18 protein-coding genes are annotated in these 25,264 nt (G+C 67.5%); 9 read left to right on the forward strand and 9 right to left on the reverse strand.

Annotated elements, in window-relative coordinates; translation table 11 throughout:
- The first annotated feature begins 17 nt into the window (after positions 1 to 17).
- On the forward strand, positions 18 to 1,172 hold the full coding sequence (ftsY, locus tag LGM89_RS13150; RefSeq protein WP_226273176.1) for a signal recognition particle-docking protein FtsY: 1,155 nt from the start codon (positions 18 to 20) through the stop codon (positions 1,170 to 1,172).
- An 83-nt stretch (positions 1,173 to 1,255) separates the two neighbouring features.
- Here ftsY and maiA read toward each other — a convergent pair whose 3' ends face one another.
- On the reverse strand, positions 1,256 to 1,900 hold the full coding sequence (maiA, locus tag LGM89_RS13155; RefSeq protein ID WP_089495895.1) for a maleylacetoacetate isomerase: 645 nt from the start codon (positions 1,898 to 1,900) through the stop codon (positions 1,256 to 1,258).
- A 193-nt stretch (positions 1,901 to 2,093) separates the two neighbouring features.
- On the opposite strand from maiA, the gene ybiB reads away from it, so the two are divergent.
- Positions 2,094 to 3,068 carry a DNA-binding protein YbiB gene (gene ybiB / locus LGM89_RS13160; protein ID WP_226206779.1) on the forward strand — a complete coding sequence of 325 codons (975 nt, stop codon included), beginning with the start codon at positions 2,094 to 2,096 and terminating at the stop codon, positions 3,066 to 3,068.
- Positions 3,069 to 3,448: 380 nt separating this feature from the next.
- Complete coding sequence (gene leuA / locus LGM89_RS13165) at positions 3,449 to 5,095, forward strand: 2-isopropylmalate synthase (RefSeq protein WP_226273326.1); 1,647 nt, start codon at positions 3,449 to 3,451, stop codon at positions 5,093 to 5,095.
- Positions 5,096 to 5,238: 143 nt separating this feature from the next.
- On the opposite strand, the gene LGM89_RS13170 is transcribed toward leuA, so the two are convergent.
- Both LGM89_RS13170 and pagL read right to left on the reverse strand, forming a co-directional pair.
- Positions 5,239 to 5,622, reverse strand: a complete 384-nt coding sequence (locus tag LGM89_RS13170) for a nuclear transport factor 2 family protein (protein WP_039346091.1) — start codon at positions 5,620 to 5,622, stop codon at positions 5,239 to 5,241.
- A gap of 45 nt (positions 5,623 to 5,667) precedes the next feature.
- Positions 5,668 to 6,237: a lipid A 3-O-deacylase PagL gene (pagL, locus tag LGM89_RS13175; RefSeq protein ID WP_089456962.1), complete on the reverse strand. Its 570-nt coding sequence runs from the start codon at positions 6,235 to 6,237 to the stop codon at positions 5,668 to 5,670.
- Positions 6,238 to 6,597: 360 nt separating this feature from the next.
- Here pagL and rpoH point away from each other — a divergent pair, with 360 nt between their 5' ends.
- The 6 genes from rpoH to LGM89_RS13205 all read left to right on the forward strand — a co-directional run bounded on the left by rpoH (position 6,598) and on the right by LGM89_RS13205 (position 14,166).
- A complete protein-coding gene (gene rpoH / locus LGM89_RS13180) occupies positions 6,598 to 7,533 on the forward strand; it encodes an RNA polymerase sigma factor RpoH (RefSeq protein WP_089426365.1) in 936 nt (311 codons plus the stop codon).
- A gap of 367 nt (positions 7,534 to 7,900) precedes the next feature.
- Entirely contained in the window at positions 7,901 to 8,179 is a 279-nt protein-coding gene (cydP, locus tag LGM89_RS13185; protein WP_089426366.1) for a cytochrome oxidase putative small subunit CydP, read from the forward strand.
- Positions 8,169 to 9,749: a cytochrome ubiquinol oxidase subunit I gene (locus LGM89_RS13190; protein ID WP_089431704.1), complete on the forward strand. Its 1,581-nt coding sequence runs from the start codon at positions 8,169 to 8,171 to the stop codon at positions 9,747 to 9,749. The genes cydP and LGM89_RS13190 overlap by 11 nt, the downstream gene beginning before the upstream one ends.
- Positions 9,750 to 9,780: 31 nt before the next feature.
- Positions 9,781 to 10,917: a cytochrome d ubiquinol oxidase subunit II gene (gene cydB, locus LGM89_RS13195; protein WP_089426368.1), complete on the forward strand. Its 1,137-nt coding sequence runs from the start codon at positions 9,781 to 9,783 to the stop codon at positions 10,915 to 10,917.
- A gap of 62 nt (positions 10,918 to 10,979) precedes the next feature.
- On the forward strand, positions 10,980 to 11,096 hold the full coding sequence (gene cydX, locus LGM89_RS13200) for a cytochrome bd-I oxidase subunit CydX (RefSeq protein WP_011353251.1): 117 nt from the start codon (positions 10,980 to 10,982) through the stop codon (positions 11,094 to 11,096).
- 586 nt (positions 11,097 to 11,682) lie between these two features.
- Positions 11,683 to 14,166: a family 20 glycosylhydrolase gene (locus tag LGM89_RS13205; RefSeq protein WP_226273177.1), complete on the forward strand. Its 2,484-nt coding sequence runs from the start codon at positions 11,683 to 11,685 to the stop codon at positions 14,164 to 14,166.
- A gap of 165 nt (positions 14,167 to 14,331) precedes the next feature.
- Here the strand turns inward: LGM89_RS13205 and nagE are convergent, their stop codons facing one another.
- The 6 genes from nagE to LGM89_RS13235 form a co-directional block, all read right to left on the reverse strand.
- Positions 14,332 to 16,101 carry an N-acetylglucosamine-specific PTS transporter subunit IIBC gene (gene nagE, locus LGM89_RS13210; RefSeq protein ID WP_089495676.1) on the reverse strand — a complete coding sequence of 590 codons (1,770 nt, stop codon included), beginning with the start codon at positions 16,099 to 16,101 and terminating at the stop codon, positions 14,332 to 14,334.
- Between the two features lie 87 nt (positions 16,102 to 16,188).
- Complete coding sequence (gene ptsP, locus LGM89_RS13215; RefSeq protein WP_226273178.1) at positions 16,189 to 18,771, reverse strand: phosphoenolpyruvate--protein phosphotransferase; 2,583 nt, start codon at positions 18,769 to 18,771, stop codon at positions 16,189 to 16,191.
- Positions 18,772 to 18,786: 15 nt separating this feature from the next.
- Positions 18,787 to 19,794, reverse strand: a complete 1,008-nt coding sequence (locus tag LGM89_RS13220) for an SIS domain-containing protein (RefSeq protein ID WP_179250069.1) — start codon at positions 19,792 to 19,794, stop codon at positions 18,787 to 18,789.
- Complete coding sequence (gene nagA / locus LGM89_RS13225; protein WP_047852242.1) at positions 19,787 to 20,890, reverse strand: N-acetylglucosamine-6-phosphate deacetylase; 1,104 nt, start codon at positions 20,888 to 20,890, stop codon at positions 19,787 to 19,789. Before nagA ends, LGM89_RS13220 begins: the two co-directional genes overlap by 8 nt.
- Before the next feature lie 98 nt (positions 20,891 to 20,988).
- Positions 20,989 to 21,723: a GntR family transcriptional regulator gene (locus tag LGM89_RS13230; RefSeq protein ID WP_043187255.1), complete on the reverse strand. Its 735-nt coding sequence runs from the start codon at positions 21,721 to 21,723 to the stop codon at positions 20,989 to 20,991.
- Between the two features lie 334 nt (positions 21,724 to 22,057).
- A complete protein-coding gene (locus LGM89_RS13235; protein ID WP_226273179.1) occupies positions 22,058 to 25,264 on the reverse strand; it encodes an error-prone DNA polymerase in 3,207 nt (1,068 codons plus the stop codon).

Raw genomic sequence — 25,264 nt, forward strand, 5'->3', positions numbered from 1 at the left:
CTTCCCGACGTCAGACCATGTTCAGCTTCTTCAAACGATTCAAGAAAACGCAGGAGCCCGATCCGGCGGAATCGCAATCGGCCGACGCGCAGCAAACGGACGAGCCGTCCGATGCGCCCGCGGTCGAGGCCCCGCCCGCGGCCGCCGTGCCGCAAGCGCCCGCGCAACCGGCCGCGCCGGCCGTCGTGATGACGGTCACGCCGACCAACGACGGCCGCGACGAAGTCGTCGAGACGGTCGAAATCGTCCCGCCGCCGCTGCAGGACGCCACCGCGAAGAAATCGTGGCTCGCGCGCCTGAAAACGGGGCTCGCCAAGACGGGCTCGAGCATCACCGGCGTGTTCGTCAATACGAAGATCGACGAGGATCTGTACGAGGAGCTCGAGACCGCGCTGCTGATGTCCGACGCGGGCGTCGACGCGACCGAGTACCTGCTCGGCGCGCTGCGCGAAAAGGTGCGCACGGGCCGCCTGACCGACCCGCAGGAGGTGAAATCCGCGCTGCACGACCTGCTCGTCGAGTTGCTGACGCCGCTCGAGAAATCGCTGATGCTCGGCCGCGCGCAGCCGCTCGTGATGATGATCACCGGCGTGAACGGCGCCGGCAAGACGACCAGCATCGGCAAGCTCGCGAAGCATCTGCAGAGCTTCGACCAGTCGGTGCTGCTGGCCGCGGGCGACACGTTCCGCGCGGCCGCGCGCGAACAACTGGCGGTCTGGGGCGAGCGCAACAACGTGACGGTCGTGCAGCAGGAAAGCGGCGATCCGGCCGCGGTGATCTTCGACGCGGTCAGCGCCGCACGCGCGCGCAAGATCGACGTGATGATGGCCGACACGGCCGGCCGCCTGCCGACGCAGCTCCACCTGATGGAAGAGCTGAAGAAGGTGAAGCGCGTGATCTCGAAGGCGCACGACGGCGCGCCGCATGAAGTGCTGCTGGTGATCGACGCGAACACGGGCCAGAACGCGCTCACGCAGGTGAAGGCATTCGACGACGCGCTCGGCCTCACCGGCCTCATCGTCACGAAGCTCGACGGCACCGCGAAGGGCGGGATTCTCGCCGCGATCGCGCGGCAGCGCCCGGTGCCGGTCTACTTCATCGGCGTCGGCGAGAAGGTCGAGGATCTGCAGCCGTTCAGCGCGGTCGAATTCGCGGACGCGCTGCTCGGCTGAACACCGCGGGCACGCATCGCACAGGGCGCCTTCGGGCGCCCTTTTTCATGCGCGCCCGGTCATGCATGCCGGGCGCACCACGCTCATTCGGCGTCGGGCTGCGCGCCGGGCTCGGCGGCCTTGAACGCATCGAGCGTCGACGCATGGTCGACGATCCGCTGGATCGTCGGATAGCGCGTCGTGTCGATCGAGAAGCGGTTCGCGTTGAACACCTGCGGCACGAGGCACACGTCGGCAAGCGTCGGCGTATCGCCGAAGCACAGCTTGCCGGTGCGCGGATCGCTCGCGAGACGTGTCTCGAGCGTCTCGAAGCCGGCCTCGATCCAGTGCCGGTACCACGCGTTCTTCGCGTCCTCGGGCACCTTCAGCGTGTGCTTCAGGTACTTCAGCACGCGCAGGTTGTTGAGCGGATGGATTTCGCACGCGATCTGCAGCGCGACCGCGCGTACATACGCGCGATCGACCGGCTGCTTCGGCAGCAGCGCCGGTTCCGGATGAGTTTCCTCGAGATATTCGATGATCGCGAGCGACTGCTGCAGCGTCGCGTCGCCGTCGATCAGCGTCGGCACGACCGCATCCGGATTCAGCGCGCGGTACGCGTCCTTCAGTTGCTCACCGCCGTCGCGCAGCATGTGCACGGGGACATAGTCGAACGGCAGCTGCTTCAGGTTCAGGGCGATCCGCACGCGGTACGACGCGGAACTGCGGAAATAGCTGTAAAGCTTCATGGGATGTCTCTCGTAGTCGTATTCGGCCGGCGACGGCACGGGCGCGGCGCAGCCGGCGCGCACCGCCGGGAATCAGAGTGTAGCGCGCCGCGCCGCGCGGCCCCGCCTGGCGGCAGCCGCACCCGTGCGATACTCGGGGCATTCCTCACCGCTCACAGCGCGGCCCGATGCCGGCCGCCCGCCCCACGCCCCGATGACCGCTTCCCACGATCCCGCCGCCGTTCCGTTCCCGTGCGCCCGCTTCATCAAGGAAATCGGCCGCGGCCCGCACGGCGCACGCGCGCTGTCCGCCGAGGACACGTTCGAGCTCTACCGCGCGATGCTCGACGCGCGCGTGTCGGACATCGAACTCGGCGCGATCCTGATCGCCTATCGGCTGAAAGGCGAATCCGCCGACGAGCTGGCCGCGATGCTCGCCGCCGCGCAGGCGTCGTTCGAGCCGGTGCACGTGCAGGATGCCGCGTTCCGCCCCGTGTCGATCCCGAGCTACAACGGCGCGCGCAAGCAGCCGAACCTCGTGCCGCTGCTCGCGCTGCTGCTCGCGCGCGAAGGCGTGCCGGTGCTCGTGCATGGCGTCGAGCAGGATCCGGGCCGCGTGACGAGCGCCGAGATTTTCTCGGCGTTATCGCTCGCACCGTCGGCTTCGCACGATGCGATCGAGGACATGCTCGCCGAGCGCCGCGTCGCGTTCGCGTCGATCGAGGTGCTGGCGCCGCGCATCGCACGCCTGCTGTCGATGCGCAGCGTGCTCGGCGTGCGCAACTCGACGCACACGCTCGTGAAGATCCTGCAGCCGTTCGCGCCGGCCGGCCTGCGGCTCGTCAACTACACGCACCCGCCGTACCGCGACAGCCTGGCGCAATTGTTCCGCGACCATCCGGATGCCGCGCTCGGCGGCGCGCTGCTGGCACGCGGCACCGAGGGCGAAGCCGTTGCCGACACGCGGCGCCAGGTGCAGGTCGACTGGCTGCACGACGGCGCGTGCGACACGCTGATCGAGGCCGAACGCTCGTCGACCGATGCGCCCCCGGTTCCCCTGCCCGAATCGCGCGACGCGGCCACGACGGCCGCATGGACCGACGCCGTATTGCGCGGCGAAGTGCCGGTGCCCGACACGGTCGCCCGACAGGTCGCGACGATCGTGCAGATCGCCCGCATCGCACGCTGACGGCACGCTCGCGAACCGGCCCCGCTTGCGGGGCATTTGACACGCGAGCGCATCCTGGCATAGAGTTGCCGTCATGCGTTCCTTTCCGAACACCCTCCGAATTACCTCCGGCCGCCTAGCGCGGCCGCTATCGCTACGACTAGCCTAAGGCTTTCGTAGCGCCGTGTGCTGTCCGCACGGTCCCTCCCAGCAGTTCCTCGCAGTACCCCTCTCGTAGTTTTTACAACCCGAAGTCGTCAGCATTCGTCCGTCTATCCGTCGGCCGACTCGCGAAGATCATCCGCATCCGCAGCGCGTTCACGTGCCGCGGAGCGAGGCAGCGCCAACCGTCGCCCATGCCGCCCGTCTTCGCTCGCGACTTGAGACCCGAGGTCCAGAAGATGCAGCGCAATCCGCAAGACAAGTACCGTCCGTTCGAGCCCGTCCGCCTCAATGGCCGCAAATGGCCGTCGCGCACCATCGAGCGCGCGCCCGTCTGGATGAGCACCGACCTGCGCGACGGCAACCAGTCGCTGATCGAGCCGATGAGCATCGAGCAGAAGCTCGAGTTCTTCGAGATGCTGGTCGCGATCGGGTTCAAGGAGATCGAAGTCGGTTTTCCGTCGGCGTCGCAAACCGACTTCGATTTCGTCCGCAAGCTGATCGACGACAAGCGGATTCCCGATGACGTGACGATCGAAGTGCTCGTGCAGGCGCGCGAGGACCTGATCGCCCGCACGTTCGACTCGCTCGAAGGCGTGCCGCGCGCGATCGTGCACCTGTACAACGCGGTGTGCCCGTCGTTCCGCCGTATCGTGTTCGGGATGTCGAAGGCCGACGTGAAGGCGCTCGCGATCGACGGCACGCGCATCATCAAGGAGCACGCCGCCGCGCGCCCCGACACGCAGTGGACCTTCCAGTACTCGCCGGAAACCTTCAGCATGACCGAGCTGACGTTCGCGCGCGAGATCTGCGACGCAGTCGCGCAGACTTGGCGACCGACCCGCGATCACAAGATGATCGTCAACCTGCCGGCCACCGTCGAAGCCGCGAGCCCGAACGTGTTCGCCGACCAGATCGAGTGGATGGACCGCAACCTCGCGTACCGCGACAGCATCGTGTTGTCCGTGCATCCGCACAACGATCGCGGCACCGCGGTCGCGGCGGCCGAACTCGCGCTGCTCGCGGGCGCCGACCGCATCGAGGGCTGCCTGTTCGGCAATGGCGAGCGCACCGGCAACGTCGATCTCGTCACGCTCGCGCTGAATCTCTACACGCAGGGCATCGATCCGGGCCTCGATTTCTCCGACATCGACGCGGTGCGCCGCGTCGTCGAACGCTGCAACCAGATTCCCGTGCATCCGCGCCATCCGTACGCGGGCGACCTCGTGTTCACCGCGTTCTCGGGCTCGCACCAGGACGCGATCCGCAAGGGCTTCGCGCAGCAGCGCCCCGACGCGGCCTGGGAAGTGCCGTACCTGCCGATCGACCCGGCCGACCTCGGCCGCAGCTATGACGCGGTGATCCGCGTGAACAGCCAGTCCGGCAAGGGCGGTGCGACGTTCCTGCTGGAACGCGGGATGGGCTTCACGCCGACGCGCCGCGTACAGATCGAATTCAGCCATGCGGTGCAGACGCTCGCTGACGCGTCCGGCGAGGAAGTGACGGGCGACGCGATCTGCGCGTTGTTCGCGCGCGAATTCTTCGACACCGACGGGCCGGCCGCGCGACACGGCAACGGCGCACGCTGGCAGAACCGCGAGATCGCGGCAGCGCCCGCGGCGGATACGACGCCCGACGAGACCGTGCGACGTTTGGCCGCGGCATTCGCGGCGGCTGCCGGCGCGGCGATCGACGTCGCGTCGTGCGAACACGCCCGCACGACGGACGGACGAATCGCGGTATCGGTCGGCTGCCGGGTCGGCGATGCGCCGCTGCGGCACGGCGTCGGCCTGCACGCCGATGCGGCGAGCGCCGCGCTCGACGCGGTCGTCAGCGCGATCAACCGCTCGGCCTGGCACTGCGCGGATCGCCGCGCGGCGGCCTGAGCGGCAGGTTCCGTTTCAGGGTTCAAACGTCAGCGAGCGGGGCGTGACTGCCCGTGCGCCGCGCGATCCGCGCCGCACGAGGCAGCAAAAAGCGGCCCAGAAGGCCGCTTCGGTCGGGACATGAAAAGGAGCGCCACACGCGCTCACGTCTCGGTCGCGCACCGCGTCGCCTGCCACGCGAACAGGCTCCAGCGGCCCTGTTCGTGGGTATGGACGGAGGTATAGGCGATCGGGAAGACCAGGCCGCCGTTGTTCGTTTCCATCTCGATCAACGCGCGCCCGGTGACGACGCAGGTTTCATCGCCGACGGGCAGCACGTCCTGCGACTGGATTTCGATCTGGCGATAGCGGCGGCGGCCGGCGACGATGGCGTCGATGAACTGCTGCTTGGTTTCGCGTTTGCCGTTGGTATGGACGAAGAACACCTTGTCCGACAAAAGCGTGTCGAGCGCCTCGCCGTCCCCGTCCACCATCGCCCGGAACCGATCGCGCTCGAGCGCGCGGATCGCATCGACCACCTTCGCCATCGCCTGACTCCTCGGCAACGCGCACGCCGTGCGCGGGCGTGCGGATCAGAAGTTGTACTGCAAGTAGAACTGGTGGAAATTTATACCAGGATTCGGCTCTTTGATACCCGCGTTAGACACATGTTCAAAACGGTAGCCGACCTGATACTGTTGCCGTTGGCCGAACTGCACGCCCACCCCCGCCGTCGGCGCGAACTGGAACGCGGTCCCCAACGAGAAGTGATCCGAGATCGTCGGGTGCGTCAGCAGCCTCACGCCGCCGCCGGCCTCGATGAACGGGCGGATCTCCCCGGCGCTCTTGATGAAACGAAACATCGGCGTCACGCCGAATTCGCCGATGCTGCTGTGGACGTTGCCGCCCGTGTGCCAGTAGCCGGCATGCCCTTCGACGACGAACGCGAAGTGCCAGCCGCCGATTTCCCACCAGTTCCAGCCCGGATCCCACACCACGCCGAGATCGGCCTTGTCGACCCCACGGCGATCCGAAAAACCGCCGCCCGCCTGAATCCCCCATCGATCCGCGCATGCCGCACCCGATCCGCCCAGAAGGGACGCCGCCAGCATCGCATGCAGCGCCAGCCGGCTGCGGGGCCGGCGATTCTTCTTATTGTTCATCTGTCACTCCAACTTTGTGGGTTGAATGGAGCCAGCCGCTTCGGCCGGCTCAAGCGAACTGAATGGTATGGTAAAGGACTTTTCGGATCGGCATCACAAAGCGAAATGGCTTGCTTCCAAAACGACAAAAATTGAAATCGTCTACCGATTACCATCAGAAACAACGGCTTACGGAACTTCGCTTCGCCCTCTCTGTCGCAGAATAGACTATCGACTCGACTTGCTCGATAGAAAAAGCGGGAACTCCGATGCCCACGCTTGCTCTAAGGAATTAGCACTCGGTTTCCGGGAGTGCTAAGATGGCTCCCGGAATCTCATCCGAGACCGGGGGTTTGTCCCTGATTCCAAAGGAGTTTTTTAGTGAGCAACGCCCTGACCCTCCCGAACACCCTGAGCCCCACGCCGGCCAAGGCCGCATCGGCAGGCTCGCTGGCGCTCGCAGCCCAATCGATGTTGCCGGGCCAGCTTGGCAACATCGACGCGTATATCCAGGCCGTCAATCGCATTCCGCTGCTGACGCCGGAAGAGGAACGCCAGTACGCGACCGAATTCCGCGAAGGCAACAACCTCGACTCGGCACGCCGCCTCGTGCTGTCGCACCTGCGGCTCGTCGTGTCGATCTCGCGCAACTATCTCGGCTACGGCCTCCCGCACGGCGACCTGATCCAGGAAGGCAACATCGGCCTGATGAAGGCGGTGAAGCGCTTCGACCCGGCGCAAAACGTGCGCCTGGTGTCGTACGCGATCCACTGGATCAAGGCCGAGATTCACGAGTACATCCTGCGCAACTGGCGCACGGTGAAGGTCGCGACGACGAAGGCGCAGCGCAAGCTGTTCTTCAACCTGCGCAGCCACAAGAAGGGCTTGCAGGCAATGACGCCCGAGGAAATCGACGGCCTCGCGAAGGAACTCAACGTCAAGCGCGAAGACGTGACCGAAATGGAAACGCGCCTGTCGGGTGGCGACATCGCGCTCGAAGGGCAGGTCGAGGACGGCGAGGAGTCGTACGCGCCGATCGCCTACCTGGCCGACTCGCACAACGAACCGACCGCCGTGCTGGCCGCGCGTCAGCGCGACACGCTGCAGACGGACGGCATCGCGCAGGCACTCGGCGCACTCGACGCGCGCAGCCGCCGCATCATCGAGGCGCGCTGGCTGCACGTCGACGACGACGGCTCGGGCGGCTCGACGCTGCACGATCTCGCCGCCGAGTTCGGTGTGTCGGCAGAGCGCATCCGCCAGATCGAGGCGAGCGCGATGAAAAAGATGCGCACCGCCCTCGCCGAATACGCGTAAATCGCTGCGATTTAGAGCGCCTCATCAAAAACCGCTGCCCGACCGGCAGCGGTTTTTTTTCGCCCGTCTTTTCCACTGCTTTTCATTCGCTGCTTCGTTCGTTTTTCGGCGCGTTTCAGTGCGGATTAATTGACCTGATTCGTCAGGTAATAGGCCGTTTGGGGGCCCCTTCCGCATAACCTTGATCTGCCTCAAGTTTCGGCCCGGGTTTCGCGACGGTCTGCCGCAGCGCAGCACTCGGCATCGGAAAGCCGTCCTTTTAAAATTGGCATGTCAGGCGCAAAAGGATTAAAACAGCTTCACGGCCGTCATAAATCCGACGTAAAGTCGCCCCAAATCAGACTTAAATCGATTCAGGATATTCGCCTTGATCTCGATCAATAAAGAGCCTGCGCCGCCTCCCGCGCGGCCGGCCGGTACGATCGGCTGGCGCGCGCGCATCGCCGCGTGGGCACGCGGCCCAACCCTCGCCCGCGACATCACCCTGGTGCTGATCGTCAAGCTGATCCTCCTGATGTCGCTCAAATACGCATTCTTCAATCATCCGCAGGCCGAGCACATGTCGTTGCCGCCTGCCGCCGTCGCCGAGAAGCTGCTCTCGGTACCGGCGCCTGCATCTACCGAGGGAGACCACCATGATAAGTAGTGAAGTCGTCGATCTGTCACGTCTGCAGTTCGGCATCACGGCGCTCTACCACTTCCTGTTCGTGCCGCTGACGCTCGGCCTGTCCTGGCTGCTCGTCATCATGGAAGCGGTTTACGTGATGACCGGCAAACAGGTCTACAAGGACATGACCCAGTTCTGGGGCAAGTTGTTCGGGATCAACTTCGCGATGGGCGTGACGACCGGCATCACGCTCGAATTCCAGTTCGGCACGAACTGGTCGTACTACTCGCACTATGTCGGCGACATCTTCGGCGTACCGCTCGCGGTAGAAGGCCTGATGGCGTTCTTCCTCGAATCGACGTTCGTCGGCCTGTTCTTCTTCGGCTGGAACCGCCTGTCGAAGGTCAAGCACCTGATGGTCACGTTCCTCGTCGCGCTCGGCTCGAACCTGTCCGCGCTGTGGATCCTCGTCGCGAACGGCTGGATGAACAACCCGGTCGGCGCCGAGTTCAACTACCAGACGATGCGCATGGAGATGACGAGCCTGTTCGACGTGCTGTTCAACCCGGTCGCGCAGGTGAAGTTCGTGCACACGGTGTCGGCCGGCTATGTGTCGGCGGCGATGTTCGTGCTCGGCGTGTCGTCGTGGTACCTGCTGAAGAAGCGCGACGTCGACTTCGCGCTGCGCTCGTTCGCGGTCGCGGCCGGCTTCGGCCTCGCGGCGACGCTCTGCGTGATCGTGCTCGGCGACGAATCGGGCTATACGACCGGCGAAGTGCAGAAGATGAAGCTCGCCGCGATCGAATCCGAATGGGAAACGCAGCCGGCACCCGCATCGTTCACGCTGATCGGCATCCCGAACCAGGAAGAACAGCGCACCGACTATGCGATCAAGATCCCGTACGCGCTCGGCTTGATCGCGACGCGCTCGATCGACGAACCGGTGATCGGCCTGCGCGAGCTCGCGAAGCACAGCGAGGAGCACATCCAGAGCGGCATGGTCGCGTACGGCGCGCTGCAGAAGATCAAGCAGGGCGACACGAGCGACGCGACCCGCGCCCTGTTCGACCAGCACAAGCAGTATCTCGGCTACGGGCTGATGCTCAAGCAGTTCACGCCGAACGTGGTCGACGCGACGCCCGAGCAGATCAAGGCCGCCGCGAAGAAGACGATCCCGCCGGTCGCGCCCGTGTTCTTCTCGTTCCGGATCATGGTGGCCCTCGGCTTCCTGTTCGTCGCGACGTTCATCGCCGCGTTCTGGTTCTGCGCGCGCCGCGAACTGCTGCAGGACAACCGCCGCTGGTTCCTCCGCTATGCGGTGTGGGCGATCCCGCTGCCGTGGATCGCGATCGAATTCGGCTGGATCGTCGCCGAGCTCGGCCGCCAGCCGTGGACGATCGCCGGCGTGCTGCCGACGCACCTGTCCGCGTCAAGCCTGCAGCCGAGCGACCTGTACCTGAGTCTCGCGGGCTTCATCCTGTTCTATACCGCGCTGTTCGTCATCGAGATCAAGCTGATGTTCAAGTACGCGCGCCTCGGCCCGTCGTCGCTGCATACCGGCCGCTATCACCACGAAATCGCGGCCGCCAGCGAGCGCGCCACGGCGTGAGCACGCACCTGAAACGGAACAAGGAATCGCTATGGACTATGCAACTCTCAAGCTGATCTGGTGGCTGCTCGTCGGCGTGCTGCTGATCGGCTTCGCCGTCACCGACGGCTTCGACATGGGCGCGACCGCGCTGCTGCCGTTCCTCGGCAAGACCGACGAGGAGCGCCGCATCATCGTCAACACCGTCGGCGCGACGTGGGAAGGCAACCAGGTGTGGCTGATCACGGCCGGCGGCGCGATGTTCGCGGCCTGGCCGCTCGTCTACGCGGCGTCGTTCTCCGGCTTCTACTTCGCGATGCTGCTCGTGCTGTTCGCGTTGTTCTTCCGGCCGGTGGGCTTCGACTACCGCAGCAAGCGCCCTGACCCGCGCTGGCGCGCGGGCTGGGACTGGGGCCTGTTCGTCGGCGGCTTCGTGCCGGCGCTCGTGTTCGGCGTCGCGTTCGGCAACCTGCTGCAAGGCGTGCCGTTCAAGTTCGACAGCGACCTGCGCGTGACCTACTACGGCGGCTTCTGGGCGCTGCTGAACCCGTTCGCGCTGCTGTGCGGGCTCGTCAGCCTCACGATGCTCGTCGCGCACGGCGCAGCCTTCATCAAGATGAAGACGGACGGCGTGATCGCGCGCCGTGCGTCGGTCGCGCTGCGCGTGGCATCGTTCCTCGCGGTCGTGCTGTTCGTGCTGGCCGGCGTGCTGGTCGCGTCGACCATCGGTGGCTTCCACATCACGCACGCCGCACCGACCGACACCGTCGCGAACCCGCTGCTCAAGGACGTCGCCGCCGGCTCGGGCCTGTGGCTCGCGAACTACGGCGAATTCCCGTGGATGATCGCAGCGCCCGTCGTCGCGATCGCGGGTGGCCTGATCGCGCTGCTGCTCGCCGGTTCGAAGCAGGAGAAGACGGCGTTCTTCTGCACGGGCCTGATGATCACCGGCGTGATCCTGACCGCCGGGTTCTCGATGTTCCCGTTCATCATGCCGTCGTCGCTCGACCCGCGCAGCAGCCTGACCGTGTGGGATTCCACGTCGAGCCACATGACGCTGCAGGTGATGCTGTTCGCGGTGATCGTGTTCCTGCCGATCGTCCTGCTCTACACGAGCTGGGTGTATCGCGTGATGCGCGGCAAGGTCACGCGCGAGGTGCTCGAAGAGAACAAGCATTCGATGTATTGATGCTTTGAACCGGGCCGGGGCGCGCACGCGCCCTCGCCCACCGTTTCGCAAGGAGTCGGATCATGTGGTATTTCAGCTGGATTCTCGGTATCGGCGTCGCGCTGTCGTTCGGCATCGTCAATGCGATGTGGCTCGAAGCGCGGCAGAAGACGCAGGAAGCACGCGTTCGCCACGACTGACGCGCGCGGCCGAGCGCGCCGCCGCCGTCCCGAAGGAACCTCGCCTCGCGCGAGGTTTTTTTTCGCCCTCGCCGGCTGGACGTGCCCGACGGAGCGATGCCAATTTAGCGCCAGATTGATACCACTTGAATACCAATAAAAGGTTTCATAAGATCTTTGGACACGGCCGCTGACAGGCCGAATCCTTCCGGGTGGGGGAGACATGCGAATCCTGTATGTGGCGCGCGCTGGCGCGCCGTCTCGTCGTCGGCACGCGGCGGCCGGTTGTGCGTCGTCGGCGACGGTCGCCGTCATCGACCGCGCAGGTCGCGCGCGCGCCTTTGCTCATGCGCACGTCGTCACGGCATCCACATCAGCAGCAGCCGCTGCCGTGCGCCGCCGATGAAGACGCGCACCCGCCCGCGCCGATCCGACCGGCACGCCTGCCCGCCCCCCGTTCCGTAACGCACGCGCCCGCGTGCCGACTTCGCGCGGGGCCGCCGCATCGCCCGCGCACCCTGTTGTCCCCGCAGCTCCGTTGAAAGACCCGTTCGCAGCGACGTCATCCCGTGACGCCGCTACGCCCCCTTTTGTCTCAGGAGTCCGCATGAACCGAACCTTGTCCACCCTGTTTGCCGGCCTGCAGATCGTGGCGCTGTCGCCGGTCGCGCTCGGCGCGCCGCCGGCGTCGAGCGCGGCGGTCGCGACGGCCGGCGCCGTCCGTCCCCCCGTGCCGCCGGCCGAGCTCGCGGCTCGGCTGTCGAACGGCCTCGCGTTGCGCGTCGCCGTCGACAACAATCACGCGGCCGCGGCCGGCGTGCCGTGCGCCGATCTCGGCGCCGACGGCGCGGCCTGCGCGACCGGCCGCCTGATCCTGCAGAACCGCGGCCACCAGGCGATCGCAGATGGCGGCTGGAAGCTCTACCTGCACAGCATCCGCCGCCTGCTGCGGATCGACCGCCCCGGCTTCGCGCTGCGGCGGCTCACCGGCGACCTGTACGAACTGACGCCGCAACCGGGCTCGGTGCGGCTTGCACAGGGCGAGCGCATCGAGCTGCCGTTCGTCGCCGAATACTGGCTGCTGCGCTACAGCGACGTGATCCCGCGCCCGTACGTGGTCGTCGACGGCGCGCCGCCCGCCGTGCTCCGCTACAACGACACCGACGACGAACTGCGCTACGTCGAATCGCTGCCGGCCGACGCGCAGAACAACTCGACCGGCAATGCGCCGCCCGTCGCCGCGCGGCCCGACGCGAGCCGCGCGCTGCCGAGCGTGAAGCGCGAGCAGCCGCTGCCCGGCACGCTCGACCTGCGCGGCGTCGAGCTCACGCTGCCGAACCTGCCGGACGCGCAGGTCGCGGCGCTGCGCGAGCGCGCGGCGACACTCGGGCTCGACGGCGCACGCGTGCCGGTGTGGGGCGCCGTCGCGCCGCGCCGGCTGCCGGCCGACATCGCGACGCCGGGCGGCTACCGGCTCGCGATCGGGCCGCGCGGCGCGTTCATCGAAGCGTACGATCGTGCCGGCGTCTACTACGGCGTGCAGACGCTCTACTCGCTCGCGCCCGCCGGCGGCGGCCCGATCCCGGCGATGCTCGTCGAGGATGCGCCGCGCTTCGCGCATCGCGGAATGCACGTCGATCTCGCACGCAACTTCAAGCACCCGGCGACGCTGCGCCGGCTGATCGACCAGATGAGCGCGTACAAGCTCAACCGCCTGCACCTGCATCTGTCCGACGACGAGGGCTGGCGCATCGAGATTCCCGGCCTGCCCGAACTCACCGAGATCGGGGGGCGCCGCTGCCATGACCCGAGCGAGACACGCTGCCTGCTGCCGCAGCTCGGCTCCGGCCCGGACAACCGCTCCGGCGGCGGCTACCTGACGCGCGACGACTACGTGTCGCTGGTGCGCTACGCGGCCGCGCATTTCGTCGAGATCATCCCCGAGATCGACATGCCCGCGCATGCGCGGGCGGCCGTCGTGACGATGGAGGCACGCTACAAGCGGCTGCATGCGGCCGGCCGCGAGCAGGAAGCGAACGCATACCGGCTGCTCGATCCGCAGGACACGTCGAACCTGACGACGGTGCAGTTCTACGACCGGCGCAGCGACCTGAACCCGTGCGTGCCGGGCGCGCTCAATTTCGCGTCGAAGGTGATCCGCGAGATCGCGGCGATGCATGCGGACGCGCAGGCGCCGCTGCACACCTGGCACTACGGCGGCGACGAGGCGAAGAACATCTTCCTCGGCGGGGGCTTCCAGCCGCTGAGCGGCACCGATCCGAACAAGGGGCGCATCGACCTCGCCGCGCAGGACAAGCCGTGGGCACGTTCGCCCGCATGCACGGCACTGCTCAAGCGCGGCGAGATCAAGTCGATCGACGAGTTGCCGACACGTTTCGCGCAACAGGTGAGCGCGGCGGTCAGCGCGAACGGGATCGACACGATGGCCGCGTGGCAGGACGGCATCAAGCATGCGAACGGGCCGCAGGACTTCAGCACGCGCCACGTGATGGTGTCGCTGTGGGACACGATCTTCTGGGGCGCATCGGACAGCGCACGCGACCTGAGCGGCAAGGGCTACCTGACGGTGCTCGCGCTGCCCGACTACCTGTACTTCGACTTCCCGTACACGCTGAACCCGCGCGAGCGCGGCTACTACTGGGGCTCGCATGCGACGGACGAGTACAAGGTGTTCTCGCTCGCGCCGGAGAACCTGCCGCAGAACGCCGAAGTGATGGGCGACCGTGACGGCAACACGTTCGAGGTGACGGGCACGGGCGCCGCGCCGCGCATCGAAGGCATGCAGGGGCAGGCGTGGGGCGAGGTGATGCGCAACGACACCTTCCTCGAATACATGGCCTATCCGCGGCTGCTCGCGCTGGCCGAGCGCGCATGGCACCGGGCCGACTGGGAGCTGCCGTATGCGGCCGGCGTGCGCTTCAGGCGCGGCGACACGCATCACGTCGACACGGCCGCGCTGCAGCGCGACTGGGCCGGCTTCGCGACGCTGCTCACGCAACGCGAACTGCCGAAGCTCGACCGGGCGGGCGTCGGCTACCGGAAACCGACCTTCACGCTGACGAATCCGTGAACGGCTGAGCGGTTGCAGGGCTGAGCGACGGCGCGACGCAGGCGAACGCATCGCGCCATCACCCGCACCAAAGAAAAACGGCTTGCGACGCATCGCAAGCCGTTTTCGTTTTACCAGCCGGCCCGAACCCGCAGCGCGGATCGGATCGGCTTCATCGCATCAGCATCAGGCCGGTTGTGCGGCCGCCCCGCTGCCCGATGGCGGCAGGCGCGCGCCGAGCTGTTCGGCATAGCGCGCCGCCGCGTTGCCGCAGACGATGTGGAACGTGTCGAGCGACACCCATGCGACGTCGAGCGCACCGAGACGATCGCGATCGACCGCCGACGGATCGCGTACGACCACCCGCAGGCGCGTGGTCGCGACCGCGTCGAGCGACACGACGTTGGTCGCGCCGCCGAACACCGCGAGCCAGCGCGTCGGCTCCGGATCGAGCGGGCCGGCGGCCGCGCCCGTGACGGGCTGTGCCGCGGCGGCCGTCGCCGTCGATGCCGCGCCTGCCGCGCCGCTGCCGATGGCGGCACGCATTTCGTCGGCAATGATGTCGGCCTCCGGCCCGATGATCACCTGCACGCTGTTGCCGCCGCGCTTGAGCACGCCGCGCGCGCCGATCGACTTCAGTTCCGGCTCCGAGACCTTCTCCGGGTCGACGACGGTCAGGCGCAGGCGCGTCGTGCACGCGTCGACGACCGACAGGTTGCCTGCCCCGCCGAGCGCGGCGATGTAGCGTTGCGCACGCGGTGCAGCGGCAACCGCAGCGGCACCTGCAGCCGGCGCGACGAAGCCGCCCGATGCGTACGATTCCGCGGCCGCGTCGGCCGAAGCCGGCTCACGGCCCGGCGTGGCCATGTTGAACTTGCGGATGAAGAAGCGGAACAGCCCGTAGTACGCGGCGCCGTACGCGATGCCGAGCGGGATCGCGATCCAGCCCTTCGTCGACAGCCCGTAGTTCAGCACATAGTCGATCGCGCCGGCCGAGAACGTGAAGCCGAGCTTCACGCCGAGGATCTGGCAGATCGCGAGCGACAGCCCCGTCAGCACCGCGTGGATCACGTACAGCACCGGCGCGAGGAACATGAAGCTGAATTCGATCGGCTCGGTCACGCCGGTCAGGAACGACGTGAGCGCCATCGAGAACAGCAGGCCGCCGACCATCGCACGGCGTTCCTTCGGCGCTTCGTGCAGCATCGCGAGACACGCGGCCGGCAGGCCGAACATCATGATCGGGAAGAAGCCGGCCATGAAGGTGCCCGCGGTCGGGTCGCCCGCGAAGAAGCGGTGCAGGTCGCCGTGCACGATCTCGCCGCCGGCGGGCGGCGTGAAGTTGCCGAACACGAACCATGCGAGCGAGTTGATGATGTGATGCAGGCCCGTGACGAGCAGCAGTCGGTTCAAAAAGCCGAACACGAACGCACCGATCGCGCCCGCCGTCGTCAGCCACTGGCCGGCCGCGTCGATCAGATGCTGGACCGGCTGCCACACGTACCCGAACGCGATGCCGAGTACCACGCAGACCAGCCCCGTGATGATCGGCACGAACCGTTTGCCGCCGAAGAACGCGAGGTAGTCCGGCAGCTTGATGTCCTTGTAGCGGTTGTACAGCAGCCCTGCGACCACACCGGCGATGATCCCGGACAGCACGCCCATGTTCAGCTTGGGATCGATGTCCTTCATGATCGCGGTTTCGATCAGATAGCCGATCGCGCCCGCGAGCGCCGCCACGCCGTTGTTGTCCTTCGCGAAACCGACCGCCACGCCGATCGCGAACAGCAGCGGCAGGTTGTCGAAGATCGCGCCGCCGGCGTCGGCGATCATCTTGATGTTGAACACGTCCGGCTGGCCGAGTCGCAGCAGGATGCCGGCGACCGGCAATACCGCGATCGGCAGCATCAGCGCCCGGCCCAGGCCCTGTATTTTCAGAAACGGATTCCCGTTCATTCAGTCCTCCAATCCTTGTCTCGTCATTAATCGTCGTTGACCTAATTGCTTTCGTCTTGAAACCGGTCGCGAACCTGCCGTCGACGCTCAGTCGAGCGGCCAGACCTCGCGGCTTGCTGCCCTTACCGCCTGTGCCGAATCGAGCGCGAGCAGATCCTGCGCGCGCTGACGGCACAACTGGTAATCGAGACGGCGCACACGCGCCTTGATGCCCGGCACCGATACGGGGTCGACCGACAGTTCGGTCACGCCGAGGCCCACCAGGATCGGCACCGCCAGCGGATCGCCGCCGAGTGCGCCGCACACGCCCACCCACTTGCCGTGCTTCGCGGCGCCGCGCACCGCGATGTCGATCAGGCGCAGCACGGCCGGATGCAGGCCGTCGGATTGCGCGGCCAGGTCGGCCTGGCAGCGGTCCATCGCGAGCGTGTACTGCGTCAGGTCGTTGGTGCCGATCGACAGGAAGTCCGCGTGCAGCGCGAGCTGGTCGGCCAGCAGCGCGGCCGACGGCACCTCGATCATCACGCCGACTTCGATCGGCTCGGTGCGGCCCAGTACGCGCGCGAATTCGTCGATGCTCTTTTTCAGGCGCACGAGCTCGCCCGCGTCGGTCACCATCGGCAGCAGGATGCGCACCGCGCCGAACGGCTTCACCGCGAGCAGGCCCTGCAGCTGATCGTCGAGCAGATCGGGGCGCACCTGCGCGAGACGGATGCCGCGCAGGCCGAGCGCCGGGTTCGGTTCAGGCGGCAGCGTCAGGTAGTCGACTTCCTTGTCGGCGCCGACGTCGAGCGTGCGGATGATCGCCGTGCGGCCCTGCAGCGCGTCGACGATCGACTGGTAGCTCTGCTGGTGCTCGACGACCGTCGGCGCGGCCTGGCGATGGATGAACATCAGCTCGGTGCGCAGCAGGCCGACCGCGTCGGCGCCGTTGTCGACCGCGGTGTTCGCGTCGTCGAGCGTCGCGATGTTCGCGGCGACCTCGATCGCGCGGCCATCGACCGTCGCGGCCGCTTCACCGGCCAATTGCCGATTCGCCTCGCGCACGCCGTCCAGGCGCTGGCGCTCGTGCCGCGCACGTTCGACGTCGAGCGCGGTCGGCGCGTGTTCGAGCCGGCCCGCGCTCGCATCGACGACGACCTGCGTGCCGTCCGGAATCGCGTACAGCGCATCGCCGACCGCCACCAGCGCCGGAATGCCGAGCTGCCGCGCGATGATCGCCGCGTGCGACGTCGCGCCGCCGCGCGCCATCACGAGCGCGGTCACGCGCTGGCGATCGAGCGACGACAGGTCGGACGGCGTGAATTCCTCGGCCGCGAGCACCGCTTCGTCGGGCAGCGCACGTGCCGCACCGTTCGTATGGCCGAGCGCGCGCAGCACGCGCTTCTCGATGTCGCGCAGGTCGGCCGCGCGTTCGGCGAGCAGTGCATCGTCGAGCTTCGACAGCGTGTCGATCTGCGTGCGGATCGTCGCGCGCCAGGCGAAGCCCGCGCTCTTGCCGAGGCTGATCAGGTCGCGCGCCGCGTCGATCAGCGTCGGGTCTTCCAGCAGCACGCGGTGCACCGCGAAGATGCCCGCTTCGCCGACCGCGCCGCGCGCCGATGCATTGCGCACCGTTTCGTCGAGTTCGGCGTCGACGGCCTTCAGCGCCTGGTCGAGCTGGCGGCTTTCCGTGGCCGGCGTGCCGGCGGCCTGTTCGGGCGGCACGATTTCCGCAGCGTCGAGACGCACCAGCGTGCCGACCGCGATACCGGGCGCCGCGCACACGCCTGCGAGCGTGTTCGGGTCGATGGGGGCACCGACGTTGCGCGCGACCGTCTGGGGCGCGGGCGACCTCAGCCGCGCCGGTTTCTCCTCGACTTCGCCGTGCGCTTCGCGCAGCAGCTCGTGCTCGACCGCATCGACGGCCTGCTGCGCATGCGCGCCACGGCCGACCAGTTCGACCGTCGCGCCTTCGCCGGCGCCGAGGCCGAGCAGGCCGACGACGCTCGCGATCGACGCCTTGCGCCCGTCGAACAGCACGTCGACGGTCGCGTCGAACCCGCGCACGGCTTCACGCGCCCGCGCGGCCGGCCGCGCATGCAGGCCGCCCGGCTGCGCCAGCACGATTTCACGGCGCACTTCGTTCTGCGCCGCGGCGCCGGTTTGTGCCGCCTGCGCGGCCGCTTCGCCCTTGCCGCGCAGCGCGAGCAGCGGGGTCTCGCCGGCCGTCGCGAAACCGCTCGCGCGGTCGACCACCTCGAACGCATCCGAGTTGGCGATCGCGATCACCGACACGAGCGAATGCGCGCTGCGCGCCACCGCATCCTGGTCGAACTCGATCAGCAGCGTGCCGGCCTCGACACGCGCGCCGGCCTCGACGTGCGCGATGAAACCCTGCCCGTTCAGCTCGACCGTGTCGATGCCGATGTGCAGCAGCACTTCCGCGCCTTGCGGCGTCGTGATCGTCACCGCGTGGCCCGTGCGCGCGAGATGCGACACGACGCCCGCGCACGGCGCGACGAGCTGGCCCGCGAGCGGGTCGATGCCGATGCCGTCGCCGAACATCCCGCCGGAGAACACCGGATCGGGCACGTCGGCCAGTGCGACGATCGGCCCCGTCATGGGGCTAAGCAGGACGATCTGATCGTGGGTGGGGCTCTTCAACTGGGACTCCTCGGCGCGTCTCATCGGCGGTCTCGGCTATCAGTGCGTTTCGGTGACTTTGTTCAGGTGGCGCGGCGTGTCGGGATTGCGGCCGCGCGCAACGGCGAGATCCGCCGCCATCACGTAGAACGAAAGAATGGCGGCGATCGGGTCGAGCGCCGAATGGGCGGACTGCGCGAGCGGCAGCGTCGCGCCGGGTATGCCGGCGGGCGCCGCGAGCAGCACGGCGGCGCCGCGGGCGCGCATGTCCGCGGCAAGCTGCAGCAGGCCGGCCTGCTCGGGCCCCGGCGGAGCGAACACGAGCAGCGGATAGTCGCGGTCGATCAGCTCCATCGGGCCGTGACGGACTTCGGCGCTCGAGAACGCCTCGGCCTGGATGCCGGACGTTTCCTTCAGCTTCAGCGCGGCTTCCTGCGCGATCGCGAGGCCCAGGCCGCGGCCGATCACGATCATCCGCTCGACACCCGCGAGCGCGGCCACCGCCTGCGACCAGTCGAGCTGGCCGGCCTGCGCGAGCACGTCGGGCAGGCCGCGCAATGCGGTCATCAGCGCGGCGTCGCGCTGCCAGTACGCGACGATCTGCGCGGACAGCGACAGCATCGCGATATAGCTCTTCGTCGCGGCCACCGACAGTTCGGGGCCGGCGAGCAGCGGCAACTGGTGCTCGCACGCGTCGGCGAGCGGCGACGGCAGCACGTTCACGGCGGCGACGGTGCGCGCGCCGGCTTCGCGCAGCGCGGCCATCGTATTGACGAGATCGGGGCTCTTGCCCGACTGGGAGAAGGCGATCGCGAGCTGGTCCTGCACCTTCAGCGGCGCCTGCTGCAGCGTCGCGACCGACATCGGCAGCGACGCGACCGGCACGCCGAGGCGGCTCATCGTCAGGCTCGCGAAATAGCTCGCGGCGTGATCCGAGCTGCCGCGTGCGACCGTCAGCGCGACGGCCGGCGGGTGATCGAGCAATTGGCCGGCGAGCGCTTCGACGCGCGTCGTGTCGGCGATCTGCGCGGCGACGACCTGGGCGGACTCGCGCGCTTCCTTAAGCATATTCGACAATCGATTCTCCTTCGACGTAGGTCGCGGTGAGGTTCAGGTCGCGGTCGAACACCGCGAGGTCGGCCCATGCGCCGCGCTCGAGGCGGCCGCGATCGGCGACGCCAAGGTAGTCGGCCGCGTAGCGCGACATCCGGTTCGACACGTCGGCGATCGGCAGGCCGAGCGACACGAGGTTGCGCAGCGCCTGGTCCATCGTCAGCGTGCTGCCGGCGAGCGTGCCGTCGGCGAGGCGCACGCCGCCGAGGCACTTCGTCACGTGCTGGCTGCCGAGCCGGTATTCGCCGTCGGGCATGCCCGTTGCGGACGTGCTGTCGGTCACGACGTACAGGCGCGGGATCGCGCGCAGCGCAGCACGAATCGCGCCCGGGTGGACGTGCAGCAGATCGGGGATGATTTCCGCGTATTCGGCGTGGGCAAGCGCCGCCCCCACCAGGCCCGGGTTGCGGTGATGCAGCGGCGACATCGCGTTGAACAGGTGCGTGAAACCGCACGCGCCGTGCTTGAGCGCGGCCACCGCGTCGTCGTAGGTCGCGAGCGAATGGCCGAGCTGGACGCGCACGCCGCGCGCGGCCATCTCGCCGATGATCTCGATGTGGCCGGCGATTTCCGGCGCGAGCGTGACGACGCGGATCGGCGCGATCGACAGGTACTTCAGCACTTCGTCGAGCACGGCCGACACGGCCGCGTCGGGCTGCGCGCCGAGCTTGCCGGGGTTGATGTACGGGCCTTCGAGGTGCACGCCGAGCACACGCGCGCCGCCCGGCGTGCGGGTGCGCGCGACGGTGCCGAGGTTCGCGACGACCTGCATCAGTTCGTCGCGCGGCGCGGTCATCGTCGTCGCGAGCAGGCTCGTCGTGCCGAATTGCGCGTGCGTGCGGGCGATCGTCTCGATCGCGTCGCCGCCTTCCATCACGTCGGCACCGCCACCGCCGTGCACGTGCAGGTCGATGAAGCCGGGCAGGATGTAAGGCGCGTCGTTCTTCGCGGGATCGACGGGCTTGCCGTCGAGGGTCGTGATGCGGCCGTTCTCGCTATCGAGCGAACCGTGAATCCAGCCGTCGGGGGTAAGGATGTTTCCAGTCAGCATGACGTTCTCTTGATGATCTGGTGACGCGGGCATCCGCGTCGTGATTTGCAAATCCGTGTCGTTGCTTCACGCGTGTCGCGCGCGGGCAGTCTCGCGCGTCAGCGTTTCAGTTCGGCGACGAAGTCGTAGTAATCGTCGCGGCAATACGTTTCACTCACTTCGATCGCGCGCTGGTCGGCGCCGTAGCCGATCCGCGTGATCACCAGCAGGGCCGATCCCGGCTTCACCGCCATCCATTTCGCGATCGCGTGGGTCGCGTTCGCCGCGCGAAAGTGCTGCAGCGCGCGCACGACGGTCATGCCGCGCGCTTCGAGGTATTCGTACAGTGACGCGCCGAGCACCTGCGGATCGGGCACCACCGCGGCCGGCAGCGTCGAGTGCTCGACGGCCATCACGATGCCGTCCGCGCGGCGCAGCCGTTCAAGCCGCGCCACCGTCGCGCCGGGCGCGAGGCCGAGCCGCGTGATCTCGTCGCGGTTTGCGGCGCGCAGCGTGCGCGACAGCCACACCGAATCGGGCACGAAGCCGCGCTGTTGCATCTTCGCGGTGAAGCCGACGAGACGCGACAGCGGATCGGCGACGCGCGGCGTGATGAAGCTGCCCGCGCCGCGCGCCCGCTTGATCAGCCCCTGCTCGACCAGCAGCGCGAGGGCGCGACGGGCCGTGATCCGCGACACGCCGACCGACACCGACAGCAGCCGTTCCGACGGCAGCGCCTCGCCGGCCCGCCACGCGCCGGCGTGGATCGCGCTCGCCAGGTTGCGGGCGAGCTGCAGATAGAGCGGCGTATCGCTGAGGGGATCGGGCGCCAGTTCGGACCAGCCGGTTTCCATGTGCCTCCGGGTGTCGGACGACGACCTCAGGCCGTCGAAAGTGAGGGCATTATATAACCACCATAATACCAGTCAACGAACTGGTATTAGTGGCGCCGAAATCGCCGGAAGCCTTGCCCGGCAAGCGTTTTAGTTCTCACAAACCCTTTGTTTACAACGAAGTACGGGGTAGGGATTTACCCGGATTGGTATGCAAGGGGACAGTTCCAGTACGCGGTTCGGCCGGGTTTTGGGCGCGAATATGAGATCTGGATAGAACCAGTTTGGCCAACTGGTATGCACGGGTGGCGAGGCACCGCGCGTTCGGCGGCGCGCGCCGGTTGCGTCAGTGGAATCAGTGGAATTCGCGGCTCGACGTGCGCAGGCCGCCGAGCAGCGGCGTCAGATCCTCGAAATGCTGCACGACGAGGTGCCTCACGTCGCTCGCGACCTGCCACACGCCGGACGCGGCAAGCAGCCGCGAATCGAGGGTTTCGCGGCGCTGCCGCGCGAGCAGCTCGGGCCGGACGATCAGGTTCACGCAGCCCGTTTCGTCCTCGAGCGTCATGAACATCACGCCTTTCGCGGTGCCCGGCATCTGCCGCGCGGTCACGAGCCCGCACGCACGCGCGAGCCGGCCGTCGGGGCGGTCGTGCAATTCGGCCGCGGACGACAGCCGCCGCGCGCGCAGTTCGGACCGCAGCAGCGCGACGGGATGGCGGTTCAGCGTGAGGCCGGTGGTGTGATAGTCGGCGAGGATGTCGTCGGCTTCCGACGGCGCGCCGAGCGCGGGCTTCTCCACTTCGTCGATCGGCGCGGTCGCGAGCAGGTCGCGTTCGGGGGCGGCCGCAACCGCTTGCCATAGCGCATCGCGGCGATGGCCGGCGAGCGTCGCAAGCGCGTTCGCGGCGGCGAGCGCTTCGAGATCGCGGCGTTCGAGTTGCGCGCGGCGTGCGAGGGTGTCGACGTTGTCGAACCGGCCGGCCGCCGTGCGCGCGGCTTCGATGCGGCGTGCGGCGGCTTCGCCGAGCCCCCGCACGAGCGACAGGCCGAGCCGCACGGCCGGCTGGCCGTGCGGCGGCGGCTGATCGGGCAGCGCTTCGAGCGATGCTTCCCAGTTGCTTTGCGTCACGTCGATCGGCAACACCTGCACGCCGTGCCGCTTCGCGTCCTGCACGAGCTGCGACGGCGGGTAGAAACCCATCGGCTGGCTGTTCAGCAGCGCAGCGAGGAAGATCGCCGGTTCGTGGCATTTGAGCCAGCTGCTGGCGTACGCGAGTTTCGCGAAGCTGGCTGCGTGGCTTTCGGGGAAACCGTATTCGCCGAAGCCCTTGATCTGTTCGAAGATCTGTTCGGCGAAGTCGGGCGGATAGTCGCGCTCGCGCATCCCGTCGACGATCTTGCGGTGATATTTCTCGAGATTGCCCTTGCGCTTCCATGCGGCCATCGCGCGACGCAGTTCATCCGCCTCGCCGGGCGTGAAGCCTGCCGCGATCATCGCGATCTGCATCACCTGCTCCTGGAAGATCGGCACGCCGTACGTACGCTCGAGCGCGGGCTTCAGGTCCTCCTTTGGATAACTGACCTTTTCGAGTCCCTGGCGCCGTTTCAGATAAGGGTGCACTGCCCCGCCCTGGATCGGCCCCGGCCGCACGATCGCCACCTCGATCACCAGATCGTAGTAAGTCTCCGGGCGCAGGCGCGGCAGCATCGACATCTGCGCGCGCGATTCGATCTGGAACACGCCAACCGTATCGGCACGACAGATCATGTCGTAAGTCGCCTTGTCATCCTGCGGAATATGCTTCAGCGTGAACGGCTCGCCATCCGGCTCCGGCGGCCCGCGCCACGCGGTACGCATGTCGAATGCGCGATGCAGCGCCGACAGCATGCCGAGCGCGAGCACGTCGACCTTCATCAGCTTGAGCGATTCGAGGTCGTCTTTATCCCACTGGATCACGCGCCGCCCGTCCATCGCCGCATTCTCGACCGGCACGAGCCGCGTGAGCTTGCCGCGGCTGATCACGAAACCGCCCGAGTGCTGCGACAGGTGACGCGGAAAGTTCAGCAGCCGCGCGGCGAGCCGGGCCCATGCCTGGATGAGCGGCGTCTCGGGATCGAGCCCGATCGTCGAGAATTGCTGCAGCAGGTCGCGGCTACCGTCGAACCAGCGGTGCGCTTTCGCGACGCGATCGACCAGCATCGGATCGACGCCGAGCGCCTTGCCGGTTTCGCGCAGCACGCCGCGCGGACGATAGGTCGATACGGCGGCTGCGAGTGCTGCGCGGTTGTGTCCGTACTTCTCGTAGATATGCTGGATCACCTCTTCCCGGCGCTGATGCTCGAAGTCGACGTCGATATCGGGCGGCTCGCCGCGCTCCGCGCTGATGAAGCGTTCGAACAGCATCGTGCTCTGCTCGGGATTCACCTCGGTGATGCCGAGGCAGAAGCAGACGACCGAGTTCGCCGCCGAGCCGCGCCCCTGGCACAGGATGTTCTGGCTGCGCGCGTATTTGACGATGTCGTAGACGGTCAGGAAGAACGGCTCGTAACTCAATTGCGCGATCAGGTCGAGTTCATATCGGATCTGCTTCGACACCTTCTCCGGCACACCTTGCGGATAGCGTGTGGCCGCCCCGGCCATGGTTTCCTGCTCCAGATAGCTCGTCGGCGTGAGCCCCTTCGGCACGATCTCGTCGGGATACTCGTAGCGCAGCGAATCCAGTTCGAAAGGACACGCATCGAGAATCGCGCACGTCTGCGCAATCTCCTCCGGCGAGAACAGATTCCCGATCCGGTTCCGCCCACGCAAATGCTGTTCCGCATTCGGCGCAAGCGCATACCCGCACTCGGAAACCGGCATGCCGACGCGAATCGCCGTCATCACGTCCTGCAGCTCCTTGCATGAGCGCCGGTGCATCGTCACGTCGCCCAGCGCGACGACACGCACGCCACGCCGCTCACCCGCCGCACGAATCTCCTCGCGCTGCGCACCGTCCAGCGCGCGCTGCAGTTGCACGAGCCCCAGCCGCGCCCGCTCGCCGAACGTCGTGCGAAACCACGCGACCTGCGCATCGAGTACATCAGCACGCACCGGATACGTCGGCACGAGGATCGCGAAGCAGTCGGGCATCCCGCGCAAATGCGCAAACTCGGCAGGCGGCGCCGACAGCATCCGCGACGTCAGCTTGTAAGTCCCCTTCGGCGATGCCATCCGCCGCCACGAAATCAGCTCGGACAGGTTGCCGTAGCCCTCGCGATTCTGCGCCAGCAACACGAGCCCGAACGCGCCGGGGCCCGGATCGTGGCCAGGCGCGACTTCATCCGGCGTGACGTCGAAATACGACCCGATGACGAGCGGCAACCCTTTCGCCTTCGCCGCGACGTGCATGCGCGGCGCGCCTGCAAGCGAGCATTCGTCGGTGATCGCAATCCCGCGATAGCCGAGCTCGACCGCGCGCTCGACCAGTTCCTCCGCATGCGACGCGCCATGCAGGAACGAAAAGTTCGAACGGCAGAACAACTCCGCGTAATCGGGCAGCCAGCTGAATTCCGCAACCAT

The organism is Burkholderia sp. AU31624 (assembly GCF_020420065.1).
Taxonomy (GTDB): Bacteria; Pseudomonadota; Gammaproteobacteria; order Burkholderiales; family Burkholderiaceae; genus Burkholderia.